11 protein-coding genes are annotated in these 13,980 nt (G+C 71.4%); 3 read left to right on the plus strand and 8 right to left on the minus strand.

Going from position 1 to position 13,980, the window contains the following annotated elements; genetic code table 11:
* Positions 1-529: 529 nt before the first annotated feature.
* Genes ABGB11_RS24505 through ABGB11_RS24515 form a run of 3 tightly spaced genes read left to right on the plus strand, consistent with a single transcriptional unit; the run spans position 530 to position 1,908 of the window.
* Complete coding sequence (locus tag ABGB11_RS24505) at positions 530-1,012, plus strand: MarR family transcriptional regulator (RefSeq protein WP_347636310.1); 483 nt, start codon at positions 530-532, stop codon at positions 1,010-1,012.
* 42 nt (positions 1,013-1,054) lie between these two features.
* Positions 1,055-1,417, plus strand: a complete 363-nt coding sequence (locus ABGB11_RS24510; RefSeq protein WP_347636311.1) for a metalloregulator ArsR/SmtB family transcription factor — start codon at positions 1,055-1,057, stop codon at positions 1,415-1,417.
* A complete protein-coding gene (locus ABGB11_RS24515; RefSeq protein WP_347636313.1) occupies positions 1,414-1,908 on the plus strand; it encodes an SRPBCC family protein in 495 nt (164 codons plus the stop codon). Before ABGB11_RS24510 ends, ABGB11_RS24515 begins: the two co-directional genes overlap by 4 nt.
* A 12-nt stretch (positions 1,909-1,920) precedes the next feature.
* Here ABGB11_RS24515 and ABGB11_RS24520 read toward each other — a convergent pair whose 3' ends face one another.
* The 8 genes from ABGB11_RS24520 to glf form a co-directional block, all read right to left on the minus strand.
* Positions 1,921-3,954 carry a hypothetical protein gene (locus tag ABGB11_RS24520; protein WP_347636314.1) on the minus strand — a complete coding sequence of 678 codons (2,034 nt, stop codon included), beginning with the start codon at positions 3,952-3,954 and terminating at the stop codon, positions 1,921-1,923.
* Between the two features lie 245 nt (positions 3,955-4,199).
* Entirely contained in the window at positions 4,200-5,090 is an 891-nt protein-coding gene (locus ABGB11_RS24525; RefSeq protein ID WP_347636315.1) for a class I SAM-dependent methyltransferase, read from the minus strand.
* A 59-nt stretch (positions 5,091-5,149) separates the two neighbouring features.
* On the minus strand, positions 5,150-6,241 hold the full coding sequence (locus tag ABGB11_RS24530) for a class I SAM-dependent methyltransferase (protein ID WP_347636317.1): 1,092 nt from the start codon (positions 6,239-6,241) through the stop codon (positions 5,150-5,152).
* Positions 6,228-8,891 carry an HAD family hydrolase gene (locus tag ABGB11_RS24535; RefSeq protein WP_347636318.1) on the minus strand — a complete coding sequence of 888 codons (2,664 nt, stop codon included), beginning with the start codon at positions 8,889-8,891 and terminating at the stop codon, positions 6,228-6,230. Before ABGB11_RS24535 ends, ABGB11_RS24530 begins: the two co-directional genes overlap by 14 nt.
* Positions 8,892-8,963: 72 nt before the next feature.
* A complete protein-coding gene (locus ABGB11_RS24540; RefSeq protein ID WP_347636319.1) occupies positions 8,964-9,752 on the minus strand; it encodes an ABC transporter ATP-binding protein in 789 nt (262 codons plus the stop codon).
* Positions 9,753-9,754: 2 nt separating this feature from the next.
* Positions 9,755-10,624 carry an ABC transporter permease gene (locus tag ABGB11_RS24545; protein WP_347636321.1) on the minus strand — a complete coding sequence of 290 codons (870 nt, stop codon included), beginning with the start codon at positions 10,622-10,624 and terminating at the stop codon, positions 9,755-9,757.
* Entirely contained in the window at positions 10,621-12,672 is a 2,052-nt protein-coding gene (locus ABGB11_RS24550; RefSeq protein ID WP_347636322.1) for a glycosyltransferase, read from the minus strand. The genes ABGB11_RS24545 and ABGB11_RS24550 overlap by 4 nt, the downstream gene beginning before the upstream one ends.
* Positions 12,669-13,883 carry a UDP-galactopyranose mutase gene (glf, locus tag ABGB11_RS24555; protein WP_347636324.1) on the minus strand — a complete coding sequence of 405 codons (1,215 nt, stop codon included), beginning with the start codon at positions 13,881-13,883 and terminating at the stop codon, positions 12,669-12,671. Before glf ends, ABGB11_RS24550 begins: the two co-directional genes overlap by 4 nt.
* Positions 13,884-13,980: the final 97 nt, after the last annotated feature.

The raw sequence follows: 13,980 nt of genomic DNA on the forward strand, positions 1-13,980 counted from the left end.
ATGCCCTTCCGCTGGGCCGGGGTCAGTCTGCGTGGGTCAAGCCCTCCGAACCCTTCCCGCCACACCACGAAGATGATGAGAGATCCCCCTCCGAAGAGGGTCATCCCCATCGTCCCCTGGATAGGCGGCAGGGGCCGGGTGAACACAAAACCCAGCGCGACAATCACAAGGGAACCCAAGATCAGGATGCGCCCTTTTCCAGAGTCCCCCCGAGAAGATCCATGGCCCGTCAGGCCACGCTTTCGATGACATTCCTCAGAGCCCGGCGACCGGCAACCGCCGCCCGCCTTCAATGCACGCCCATGCCGACCCGCACCGAGGGCGCACGCCTCAACCGGCCGGGATCATCCGATTCGAGCGGCAGGCCGGGGCCCCTGAACCGCTCCAGGAGTGGGCATTGGCGTGGGTGGGTGGGCGTCAGGATGCCGGGGTTCCGCGAGCCCCTCTTGCCCGGTCAGGCCCACTTGACCTCAACAAAGATTGAGGTTCTAGCTTGATGTGGTTTCTACCGACAGAGGAGCCACAGCTGATGACCACGACCGAGATCCCGAGCATCGAGCAGATGAGCGACGAGGAGCTTGCCCGCCAGCCCGCCGGCTACTGGACCGGCGTCGCCTACGAGTCCGTGATCGGCTTCATCCGCACGGAGCAGGCGCGGCACGGCTCCACCCAGCCCCAGTTCTGGTTGCTGCGCAACCTCTCCCCCGACGACATCTCGCCCGACGGCCAGGGCATGACGATCCCTGAACTGGCCCACGCGATGCGCACCTATTTGCGGGACGAGGACGATCTGGAAGCCGAGGCCGAAGCACTCGTCGCCCGCGGCTGGCTACGGCGCGACGACCACGGCCGCCTGTGGATCACTCCCGAAGGCGAAGAGGGCCGACTCACCATCAAGCAGCTGGCCCCGGAGATCGCCGCGCGGATCCACGACGGCATCGACGACGCCGACTACGTCGCCGCGCTCAAGGTGCTGGGCCGGATGATCCGGAATACTTCCGCCTCGTCCTGAAGGACCTCGCCAGATGCGTAACCTATGCGTTACGCTTTCCGCGTGGATGATGTGGCCGGGGCGATCGCGGACCCGGTACGCCGGGAGATCCTGGTCATGCTGCGCCGCGACAGGCTCTCCGCGGGTCAGATCGCCGCGCACTTCCAGATCAGCAGGCCGGCCGTGAGCCGTCACCTGCGCGTGTTGCGGCAGAGCGGTCTGGTACGCGGCGAAGCGGTCGGCAGAAAGCGGCTCTACGAACTCGACGCCGGACGGTTCACTGAGCTGTCCACGTGGCTCGCCCAGTTCGCCGAGCCGTCCGGCTGGGAGCACCGCTTCGACGCACTGGAGACAGAGGTCTACCGAACCCGGCGCGAGAACCGGTCCGGCCGGGCTCCCGCCCAGCCGAAGGAGGACACGGCATGAAACCGACCGCTCGACTTCTGCGTACCGGCACCGGAAGCGATCTCGTCCTCACCCGGACGTTCCGCGCGCCCATCACGGACGTGTGGGCCAGCGTCACCGACCCCGAGCGGACGGCCCGCTGGTTCGGGCCTTGGAAAGGCGACGCCGCTCCCGGCAAGACCATCCGGGTGCAGATGGCCTTCGAAGAGCAGGAACCGTGGATGGACATGCACATCGACGCATGCGAGCCACCGGAGCGGCTGGCGTTGTCGGCGTCCGACGAGTACGGCGACTGGTTCCTCGAACTGCTGCTGGAGGAAGCGGACGGCGTGACGCGGCTGCGCTTCGTGCAACACCTCGATTCGACCGACGAGATCGGCGAGGTCGGCCCCGGCTGGGAGTACTACCTGGACATGCTCGTCGCTGCCCGCGACGGCTCTCCCGGACCAAACTTCGACGACTACTACCCCGCCATGAAGCCCCACTTCACCGAACTGGCCTCACAGCTCTGACGTCCCCGGGGGTCAGGACGGGGGGTTGGCTTTGTGGCGGCCGTTGGGTTTCAGGGTGGGGACGATGCGGGCCGGGCGGGGGCCCGCGCCACGGGGGAGGGCGTGGCGGGCTCGCGGGACGCGCGGTTCCGGAGACTCCGCCGGGGGCTCGATCGTCTCGGAAGGGGGCTCTTCCTCGGGAGGTTCGACGAGGGTCTGCTGCTGTTCGCGGAGGTACTCCTCGAACTCCATGGAGTGCGCGGTCGGCAGGGTGATGATGCCGGGGTTGGCGTCCACGAGGAGGGTGCGGCGGCCCGTCGCGCCGGAGTGGGTGAAGACCATCGCGGTCGGCGGCAGCTCCTGGAGCTGCGGGGGCTCGACCAGCAGTTCGCGGAAGCGCTGCTTGTCGGCGCGGCGGTCGGCGACCGTGCGGCCCCAGGCGGTGGCGGAGCTGATGCCCTCGACCAGGACGGAGTCGTCGGCGGCGGGGGCGGGCAGCGGCGACCAGACGGGGTCAGTGAGGCCGTCGCCGCGCGGGCGGGCGAAGGCGACCGTGCTGGCGTAGCTCTCCCCCGCGACGTCGAACAGCGTCTCGCCGGCGGCGTCGGTGATCTCGGCGACGAGGAGGGGCTGGCCGGCGCCGATGTGCTCGGCGGCGACCCGGGCGTCCTCGGGGTTGCCGAGCCTCATGAAGCCGACGGCCGCGTGGCCGCGGCGGCCGAGGCGCTCGCGGACGTGGCCCGGGATCGACCGGTACATCAGGACGAGGCCCGTGCCGGTCGCCTCGCAGGCGTCGATGAGGCGGTCGAGGACGTCCCCGCGCAGCTTCTCGGCGCCGCACAGGAACAGGGTGTGGTCCCATCGGCCGCCGGGCGGCGCCTCGCGGATCCGGTGCGTGAGCGCGGTCGTCACGTAGGTGCCGAGGATCCGGTTCGTGAGGACGCCGGCGCGCCGGTCCATCGACACGACGTGGAGCCGCGACGGCGGCAGCCGCACCGGCTCGGTGGCGAGCTTCTCCAGCTTGCGGAGCTGCGCCTCCAGGGCCCAGGCGCGGCGGACGACGATCCGGTCCGTGGCGTCGCGTCCGAAGAGCGTGGCGATGCGCTCGTGCTGCTCCTCAGTGAGCAGGCCCTTGCGGAGGTCGTCGCGGGGGTCGCCGACCTGGGCGAGGACGCGCAGGGCGGCGGTGATCCGCGGGATCGTGGTGTCGGGGCCGAGGACCTCGATGAGGCGTTCCAGGATCGAGTTGTCGAACGAGAGGTCGCGCGTGCCGCCTTCCTCCTCGCCGGCGCTGACGACCAGGGAGAGGACGTCGGCGAGCGCCTCGGGGTTGAGGCCGCGGGTGACGTCCAGGCGGGGCAGGTCGGCCGGGAGCACCCAGACGAGCGGGTCGTCGCCGCGGTCGGCTGCAAGGCGCAGCAGGTCGTGCGCGACCGCGCCCTCGGACAGGTCGATGACGGTGAGGCGGGCGCCCACGGCGAGCCGGGCCGCGCCCATCGTCGTGACGGCCGCGGACCATCCGGCGAGGGTGCCGCCCACGACGTCCACCCGGTCGACCCCGGGCGGGACGGCGACCGGGTACCACTCGCGCTGGCTCTCGTACGCAGAGTGGCGGCGTTCCCACTCGGCCCTGGCCTTGGCGTAGTCCCGCTCGGCCGTCTCCCGCTCCCGCTCCCGGGCGGCGCGGCGGCGCTCCTCTTCGCGCCGTTCCTGCGCGAGCCTTTCGCGGACGCTCCGCTCGTCGCGCCAGAGCCCGCCGCCGGTGATGGCGAGGACGACAGCGCAGGCGAGCAGCGCCACTGCGGCGAACGCCCACGGGATGACCCCGGCGATGCCGCACAGGAGGAACAGGGCGACGAACGCGAGCGTGCCGATGAACGCGATCCGCAGCGGGCGGCCGGCCATGTCCTCGCCGAGGCGCCGCGCGGGCGGGGGCAGCGGAGCCCGCTCGGGTTCCTCGGGCCGTCCGGGGGGCGGTCCGGGATCGGGGTGCACCTGCGCGTAACGCCAGCCCACATGGACGCGGTCGGCCTGTGTGAGCCGCGCCTTCGCGGACTCGCTCGCCATGTCCGTCACGTCGAGAGACCCCTGGGAGTCGCGGGAAGGTGTGGAACGCCTGGGGGTTGCCGGTTTTGCTTAGCTTACGGTCGGTTTCCTACACAGCCCAGGGTAAAGACCTTCCAGCGCGTTCGCGCCACGTTCCCCGGAAGAGTCCCGAACCAACCTCGCATGGGCCCACATTTCGGTCACCACACCCACCTGCGCCAAAGAACGGACACCCCTCCCGCACCCCTGGCCACACCCGGCCACGCTCAGCCGGCGGGCGGCGCCTTCACGGGCATGAACGACTCCAGCTCCATCGACGGGTGCGGGTACTTCCACTCGACCCCGTCGAAAGGCACGTACATCCCCTCGGAGGTGTCTGCCAGGAAATAGTTTCCGTTCCATTGGTTGGGATGGGTCACCGGCGAGTCCTGGGGGTACCGGGCGCCCAGCGGCTCGTATTTCACGCCGACGCCGAACATGGCGTAGACGGCGGCGTCCACGAAGTTGAAGTAGGAGATGTCGCCGCGCAGGTGGGTGTCCTGAAGAGCGACGCCATGGATGCGGTCGCGGGCGTAGTAGAGGGAGCTCAGGTCCTTGACGACCTGGTTGAAGTCGTGCGCACCGTCGTGGTGGATCAGGGCGCTCGTCCCGGATTCGGCGAGCAGCACGTTCGCTACGTAGGTCGGCAGGTCTCCGTGGAACATGCGGACCCGCGTCGTGGCGCGCGGGAACATCCGGCTCACCCGTTCCCGGGCGAATTGCAGGAACACCGAATTGACGTCGACGAGGTCGAGTTCGAGCCCCATCGGCTCCACGCATCCGGCGAGGACGGCGGCGGATCCGCCCATGAAGACGCCGACGTCGACGAGCCTCGTCAGCGCCCCGTGCTCACGCTCGACACAACCGAAGACGTCGTAATAGTGCTGTGCGCTGCACTGGTCCTCGTAGGCGAGATCCACCTCCTTCGACCGGGAGGCGATCCGGTCGAACACGCTGTTCCGTCCCTTGAAGACGGTGAGGTCGGCGTGGTGACCGCTGAGAATGGGGATGCCGAGGGTCTCGTGCAGGTTCTCGGCGCCCTCCACGGCCGGGTCGGGTTCCAGGAACGTCCCCCACGTGTCCTGATGCATCGCCACGGTCGCGACGTAATCCGTCATGTCAGATCCCTCTCCGGGGGTTGTGAACCGTGATCAGCAGACGACTGTCGCCCGGGTCTTCACTGACCGGGCGTTCTGCGGAGCCGGGCCGACAGGGCCCGCCCCAGGTGCGATACCGCCTCACCGATGTCGGGCTCGGGGGCCGGTTGCGCGGCGGAACGCCCCGCCTTCTCGCGTAACACCTGAAGTTCCTGGCGTTCGGTGGCGGTTTCGGCTCGGGCGCGGTCGAGGGCGGAGCGGAGGCGGGTGATCTCCTGCTGCTGGGCGGCGACGGTCTCGGTGAGGCGGGTCGCGTCGGCGGTGCGGGCCTCTGCCTCGTACTGGAGTTGGAGGATGCGGGTGTAGAGGGCGATGCGGTTGTTCTCCATCGCCGCGAGCAGGTGGGAGGACGTGTAGGGGCGCAGCGCGTCGAAGACGTCGTCCGCGCCGGGGGCGCCCGTCCTCATCAGGACGCCGAAGCCGAAGACGGCCGGGACGATCGCGAACCGCCAGCCGGGGGTCTCGTCCAACGCGTCCTCGACGGCCGTGAGGACGCCGTTGCGCGGGCCGCCCGCGTGCGCGGCCACCGTGTAGGCGCCGTCGCCGACGAAGCCCGCGGGGGTGACGTCGTCGTGCCATGCCGTCGGCCCGTCGGCCGTGGACGGGTGCGTGTCCTCCGGGGGCAGCGGGGACGGCTGGTAGTAGAAGTCGCGGCGCCCGCAGGGCCAGAGCACGTCGTGCAGGACGACGACGGCGTCCGGAGCGTTCGCCATGATCCAGGCGAGTTCCGCGCGGACGACGGCGTAGTTGTGGTCGCCGTCCAGGACGTAGAGGTCGGCCGCCGGCAGGTCCGGCAGGACGGCCGGGGACAGGCCCTCCGCGAGGTTCAGCCGCGGGTCCTCGGCGAGGACGGCGCGCAGGTCGTCGCCGGGGGCGGGCTCGACGCAGTGGACGGTGGCGCCGAGGTCGGCGTACACCGAGCTGACCTGGCCCGACTCCACCCCGACCTCGACCACCGTGCCGATCTCGCGGCAGCCGAAGATGGCCTGGAAGAGCTCCCGGAACACCGCCATGGAGTGCAGGAGCAGCGGCTGCTCGCGGGCGGCGCGGGCCTGCTCGTGCGGGTCGGCGGGGGTACCGGTGACGGCCGCCCCGAAGTCACGTCGTGTCACCGAGCTTCCTCCTGGCCACTCGTCCGGCGCCGGCGGCGATGCCCTTGACGCCCGCGGTCCGGTACTCCTGGCGGACCCGTTCGGTGAGCCGCGCGGCCCGCGCGGACCGCTCGGCCTTCCGGTCGACGGGCATCCGCGGCGCCATGCCGGTCATCGACTGCGGGAGCATCGCGAACGCGATCGTGACCTGCCCCGACGACACCGCCGGGACGCCGGCGCGGCGGGCGAGCGGGAGCCACACCGCGGCGTAGGACGTGTCGAACTCCATCAGGTTGCCGCCGAGGTAGCGGCAGTCGGCGTAGTGGAGGCCGACGAAGTCCTCCGGCCTGTCCCAGCGCAGCACCTGCTCGCGGCGGCGGCCCCCGGCGATGACCCTGGCCTCGATCCAGTCGACCCGGACGATGGCGGGGCGGCCGGGGATGGCGAGCGAGATGTCGATCGTGTCGTGGTGCTCGAACGACAGCCGGGAGAACGACAGGCCGTTGTGGTTGATCCGGACGCGCCGGCGGATGGGCTCGTGCCACTGGTCGTCGGCCGTCCGGTACCGCAGCCGCGTCTCGAACTTCTCCCCCGCCGGGTCGAACGCATCCGGGGCGATGGCGCCGTCCGCGATGGCCCGCACCATGGCGCCGAGCCCGGTGTCGGACGCGGCGATCAGCGCGGGCCAGAACGAATCGCGCATGTGCAGGTCGCCGAGGTCGCCCGGCGACAGGTAGGGGATCGCGGGCTTGAGGTCGGCCGGCAGCAGGGTGGTGACGAGGGAGGAGCCGAAGTTGTCCTCGTGGGTCCAGTTGCCGAAGACCGCGGCCTCTTCGGGGGTGGGCGACTCCAGCGCGGCGACCAGGATCCGGGCGAGCCGGTCCCGCGCGGCCTGCGGGCGGGCGAGGTCCGGCCACGTCCCGCCGGAGGCGGTGACGTACCGGTTCCACATGTGCTGGAACGCGAGGACGCCGTCCTGGACGGTGCGGCGCTCGGCGTTCTGGGTCGGGGAGTCGGAAGTCTGGCCGAGGACCGGCGCGCCCTCCTCGGTGTAGCCGATGAGGGAGCCGCACAGCGCGTTGACGCACTGCTCCACGATCTCGGGGCTGCGGGTGATGGTCGCCGCGACGTGCGCCGGATGCCCGGCCTGCGCCAGGTAGCCCTCGGCGCGCAGCCCGGCCATGTGGACCCGCTCGGACCTGGTGTCGGTGGCGAGGTACAGCCCGGCCGGCCGGACGTCGATGCGGGCGATCTCCAGGGCCCGCGCGAGCTGCCGCTGGATCGTCCCGCCCCAGCCGAGGTCGACGAGGGTCAGGTCGCCGTCGTCGAGGGCGCCCGCCTCCCGCAGCGACCGGATCATGCGTTCGCGGGCGGCGGTGACGGTCACCGCGAGCCGGTTGCACAGGTGCGGCGTCTCGGTGAGGGCGCTCGCGACCCGGTCGGCGATGTCGCCGTTGTCGATGACGGTGTCCAGCTCCGTCGCGAGGCCGGGCACGTCGCCGGGCTGGAGCTCCAGGACGGACAGGGCCTGCCGGACGGTCAGCCGGTACCCGGTGCGGACGAAGGCGTGCACCGCGTCCTTGTCGTGCGGGTCGAGCCCGGCGAGCGAGGTGACGAAGCGCGACAGCCACACGGGCGCCGCGCTGACGTCCCAGCCGCGGGCCGCGGCGGCCTCGTTGATCAGCCGGGACAGCAGCTCGCCCTCGCGCATCGAGCACCAGAGCTTGCGCGTCCCGGACTCGTGCGCCTTCCACGCCGCCCACTCCGCGAAGCCGGTCAGCACCGGGCCGAGGACGCCCGCCCCGTACCGCCACGCGACGTCCAGCGCCGAGGTGGTGAACGGCACGCCCGAGTGGACGGCCTTGGCGCGCAGGCTGGTGAGGCCGAAGTCGCCGTGCCGGTCGTCGAGGTCGGGTGCGTGCTCGCCGAACGGCCGGACGGGCTCCTTCTCCCGCTGGAGCACGTCCAGGTAGGCGTCGTCGAGCCTGCGGTAGTGCACGGTCCGGATGCCGAGGGCGCCCGGGACCTCGTGGTCGGCGACCTCGTGGTCGCCGATGTGCACGATCTGCTCCGGGCTGCGGCCGAGGTCGCGCAGCACGATCTCCCAGAGGCCGGACGCCTTGGCGGTGCCGTGCTGGTTCGACCGGAAGATCCGCACGCCCTCCATCGGGCCGAGCTCCGGCCGGTCGAGGAGCCGGGCGAGCTGGTCGTCGGTGAAGTAGGTGTCGGAGACCAGGACGACCTGGATGTCCTGCTTGCGCGCGGCCTTCACGACCTCGGCGACGTCCAGGTCGACGACGGTCAGCTCGCGCTCCAGGAGGAGCTCGGCCTCGACGAGCTGCTCCAGCGGCGCTTCGCCGAAGACGCCGTCCGGCATGGCCCGCCAGATGTCGTACAGCGAGACCTCCGTGCCGAGTGCGTCGCGGCCGCGGCGAGCGGTGTCCTCGGCGGCGATGCGCATGCGGCGGAGCGTCGCGTCGGTCAGCCAGGGCGGGCAGAGCCCGGCGTCCCGCATCCGGGACGCGAGCAGCCCGAACACGTCGGTCGGGCGCGGCACGCGGCGCCAGAGCACGGTGTCGAAGACGTCCAGGGACAGGACGGCGCACGCCTTGTCGGCGATGACGCGGTGGACGTTGTCGAGCAACGGGCCGCCGGATACCTGCTTGGTCAACGCCGCACCTTCCCCTGGTCCTGCACCGGCCGGCGGCGGAGGGACGGCCCCCCGGCCGCGGTCCGGGACACCCTATCCACCGAGATCACCCGATGTGGCACCCAGCCGGATCCCGCTGGCGCGGCGGGCGGCGCGGTCCTCGCGCACCAGCCGGCCGGCCTCCCGCGTCGGCCCGTCGAAGATCACCCGGCCCTGCCGCATGGTGATGCCGCGGTCGCAGAGCCCGACGAGCATCCGGATGTCGTGCGCGACGATGACCATGGTGCGGCCCTCGCCGCGCAGCTCGCGGATGCGGGCCAGGCACTTCTCCCGGAACGGCGGGTCGCCGACGGCCAGCACCTCGTCGATCAGGAACACGTCCGGCTCGGTGTGGGCGGCGATCGAGAACGCCAGCCGCATGAACATGCCGGACGAGTAGAACTTCACCTGGTCGTCCAGGAACCGCCCGACCCCGGAGAACTCGACGATCGCGTCGAACTTGCGGGCGATCTCGGCCTGCGTCATGCCGAGGATCGCGCCGTTGAGGTAGACGTTCTCCCGGCCGGTCAGCTCGGGGTGCAGGCCGGCGCCCACGTCGATCAGGCCGGCGATCCGGCCGCGGACGAGCACCGCCCCGGAGTCCGGGCGCATCACCCCGGAGATGAGCTTGAGCAGGGTGCTCTTCCCGGACCCGTTCAGCCCCATCAGCGCGACGGTCTCGCCCTGGTTGATGGTGAGGCTCACCTCGTCCAGGGCCCGGAACCGGTCCGACAGCCGCTGCCCGCGGAACGCGCGGACGCTCATCTCCTTGATCGACCGCGCGTGCCGCAGCGTGAAGTTCTTCGTGACGCGGTCGATCACGATCGACGGGGTGGAGGGCACGGCTACAGCTCCTGCGCGAAACGCGCCTGCATGCGGGAGAACGCCGCATGACCGGCGATGGACACGAGCACGCTCGCCGCCAGCGCGGCGCCGGCGCTGAGGTACAGGTGGGGCGGGAACGCGAAGCCGCCGCCGGCCCCGGGGAGCCAGAAGGCCCGCTGGAACAGCGACACCGCGCTGACCAGCGGGTTGGCGAGGTAGACGTCCAGCACCCAGCCCGGCGCGTGCTCCCGGACATGGGTCCACGGATAGATCATCGGCACCGACCAGGTGATGACGATCACCGAGATGTCCACGACCTGCTCCAGGTCGCGGAAGAACACGTTGACGGCCGCGCACAGCAGCCCGAGCCCGAAGCCGAGCACGACGATGATGGTGAAGCCGAACAGGGCCGCGCCCAGCGCCTCCGGCGCCGGGCGCCATCCGGTGGCGACGGCCCCGCCGAGCAGGATCGCGAACCCGGGCAGGAAGTGCACGAGGGAGACGAGGACCGACGCGGCTGGGAACAGCTCGCGCGGCAGGAACACCTTGCGGACGAGCGCGGCGTTGCCCGTCACCGACCGGGTCGTCGAGTGCAGCGTCTCGGTGAACAGGTTGATCAGCACCATGCCCGCGAACAGGTAGATCGGGAAGTTCTCGATCCGGTCGTCCATGCCGAGGAACACGCCGATGACGTAGAAGTAGACGCCGAAGTGCACCGCGGGGCGCACGTAGGACCAGCCGAGGCCGAGCAGCGAGCCCTTGTAGCGGGCCCGGAGCTCCCGCCGCACCAGCAGCCGCAGCAGGTACTTGTTCCGCAGGGTCTGCCGCAGGCCGCCGTCGCCGCCCGGCGCCCGCAGCCCGCCGTCCGCGCGGACCGGCGCGACCGTCATCCCTGCTCCCCTCCGGCGCGGCCGGGGTCCGCGGCGTCGAAGGTGGCGCGCCACGCCTCGGCGGAGGCCATCTCGGCCATGGCCGCCCGGTAGCGGCGACTGAGCTCCGGCCACTCGCGGCTGAGCCGGGCGTGCAGGAGCGACGTCCGCCTGAGCAGCGCGCGGAAGCGCTCCGGGTCGCGCTGGTACCACGCCACCCGGGTGCCGTCGGCCGACGAGACGAGCGCGCTGTCGACCTGCGACAGCAGGCTCCAGTGCCGGTCGATGTGCGGGACGACGACCTGCGGGTTGCCGCGCGCGCCCGCCTCCACCGGGCGGAGCTGCTTGACGGTGCCGAGCATCGCGCTCGCGAGCACGTTCACCTTGCCGCGCGGGGGCTTGAACCCGCGTCCCCGCTTCGGCGGCTTGGTCCGGCGGACCTGCGGGAACTCCTCGTGGCTGGTGCGGTTCTGCGCGTCCGGGAACTCGGCGCGGAAGGACAGGATCTCGGGGAGCTTCGTGGCGATGCCCGCGTGCATGTGCTCGGGGCCGCTCAGGACGTCCTCCACCGCGGAGAGCATCAGCTCTGCGGTGGAGTACTGCATGGCGAGCGCGTGCTTCACCGAGATGATGAAGCTCTCCTTGACGAGGTTGCCGCCCCGCTCGTACGGGGAGTGCATCAGCGCGGTGACCAGGCGGTTGCGCTCATGGAAGTACGCCTGCCAGTCGATGCCGTCGTCCTTGTCCTGCCAGGGGACGTGCCAGGCGGCCATCCCGGGCAGGGTCACGGTCGGGAAGCCGGCCTCGCCCGCCCGGACGCAGTACTCCGCGTCGTCCCACTTGATGAACATCGGCATGGACAGGCCGACCTTGCGCACGACGTCGACGGGGATGAGGCACATCCACCAGCCGTTGTAGTCGACGTCGACGCGGCGGTGCAGCCACTTGGTCTTGCGCAGGCCGCCCGAGCTCGTCTTCGCGCGCGGGTTCGGGTCGGGGGGCTGGGCGAAGTCGTGCTCGCGCTTGGTGTGCGGGGCCTCCTCCCACCACCAGCGGTACCGTCCGATGGTCTCGCCGTAGGCGTGCAGCTGGGAGCGGGCGAACAGGTTGAACATGTGCCCGCCGACGATCGTCGGCGTGCGGGCGAAGTCGCCGAACGCGACCGCGCGCAGGACGCCCTCGGTCTCGGTGACCACGTCGTCGTCGAGGAGCAGGACGTAGTCGCTGGTCCCGGCCTTGACGGTCTCGTCCATCGCGCGGGAGAAGCCGCCGGAGCCGCCGAGGTTGCCCTGCTCGATGAGCCGCAGCCGCGGGCCGAGCGCCTCGGCGGCGCGCTCGAAGTTCGCGTCGTCGCGGACGCGCCGGTTGCCCTGGTCGACGACATAGACGGCGTCCACGACCTCCAGCACCTCGGGCGCGCGGCCGAGCGCGAGGAGCTGGTCGACGCAGAACCGCGGACGGTCGAACGTGGTGATGCCGAGGCTGACCCGCCCCTGCCGGACGGGGGCTGACGCGCTCACGTCGGCGCACCAGTCGGCCCGTTCGAGGACGGCGTCCTCCTCGCCGGCGAGGACGTCCATCCAGTACCAGCCGCCGTCGATGAACGGCGCCAGGGTCAGCCGGAACGTCGCCTCGCGGGCGGTGCCCGAGTCGATCCGGACCGAGTCGACGCGCTGGACGTGCCCCTTCGCGCTGGACCGGTAGACGATCACCGTGGCCTGCCCGCGCATCCGGACGCGCAGGACGACCTCCTCCACCGACGTCCAGCGCCGCCAGTAGGAGGCCGGGAAGGCGTTGAAGTAGGTGGCGAACGAGACCCGCCGCCCGACCGGCACGACCACGCTGCGGCGGCCCACGCCCTCGGCCGGTCCCCCGCCGTCCTCGGTCTCGGCGGCGGCCTCGGCGGCGAACGCCTCGGCGCCGCGGCCGATCTCGCCCTCGACGTAGAGCTTGAGGACGTCCAGGTCGCGGTCCACCGGCATCACGACGCGCTGCAGGACGCGCAGCGCCGGCGCCTCGGCCTCAGCCTCCGCCTTGGTCTCGGCCTCGGTTTCGGCATGTTCGGTCACTCGTCCGCACCTCCACGCGGTCGGGGCCGGGGGGACGGCCCTCCAGACCCGCCGGGTCTGTTATTGGGACGCGCCGCCCCGGCGAAATGGGGACGCAGTCTGTTGTCGACCATGCTGAGCGCGCTCGCGATGGCCATGTGCATGTCGAGGTACTGGTACGTGCCGAGCCGCCCGCCGAACAGGACGCCGTCCTCGCGCCCGGCCAGCTCGCGGTAAGCGAGCAGCCGGGCCCGGTCGGCGGGGGTGTTGACGGGGTAGTACGGCTCGTCGCCGCGCGCCGCGGCGCGGGAGTACTCCCGCATGATCACCGTCTTGTCGGCGGGGTAGTGCTCGCGCTCGGGGTGGAAGTGCCGGAACTCGTGGATCCGCGTGTACGGGACGTCCTCGTCGGCGTAGTTCATGACGGGGGTGCCCTGGAAGTCGCCGGTCGGCAGGACCTCCATCTCGAAGTCCAGCGTCCGCCAGCCGAGCTCTCCCTCCGAGTGGCCGAAGTACTCGTCGAGCGGGCCGGTGTAGACGACCGGCACGTTGCCGACGAGGTCGTCCCGCAGGTCGAGGAAGTCGGTCTTCAGCCTGACCTCGATGCGCGGGTGGTCGGCCATCCGCTCCAGCCAGGCGGTGTAGCCGTCGACGGGGAGGCCCTCGTAGGTGTCGTTGAAGTACCGGTTGTCGAAGGTGTACCGCACCGGCAGCCGGGTGATGATCTCGGCGGGCAGGTCGCGCGGGTCGGTCTGCCACTGCTTGGCCGTGTAGCCGCGGATGAACGCCTCGTACAGCGGGCGCCCGATCAGCGAGATCGCCTGCTCCTCCAGGTTGGCCGGGGCGCGCACCTCGGCCGCCTGCGCGGCGATCAGCGCGCGCGCCTCGTCGGGGGCGAACACCCGGCCGAAGTACTCGCAGATCGTGCCGAGGTTGATCGGCATCGAGTAGACCCGGCCCTTGTAGGTGGAGTACACGCGGTGCCGGTAGCCGGTGAAGGCGGTGAACCGGTTCGCGTAGTCCCACACCCTGCGGTTGGACGTGTGGAAGAGGTGTGCGCCGTAGCGGTGCACCTCGATGCCCGTCTCCGGCTCGGCCTCGCTGTAGGCGTTCCCGCCGATGTGGCCGCGCCGGTCGAGCACGAGGACGCGCAGGCCGAGGCCGGCCGCGCATCGTTCGGCGACCGTGAGACCGAAGAATCCGGAGCCGGCCACCACGAGATCAACGTTCACTGGACGGTGCCATCCGTCTCGTGCGGGGGAGCGAAGGACCTGGCCGCGCGGGGTGCGCCGACCGGTCCGCATGTCGGGATTGCGGCTAAGATACCCG

Source organism: Actinomadura sp. B10D3 (assembly GCF_039871695.1).
Lineage (GTDB): Bacteria > Actinomycetota > Actinomycetes > Streptosporangiales > Streptosporangiaceae > Spirillospora > Spirillospora madurae.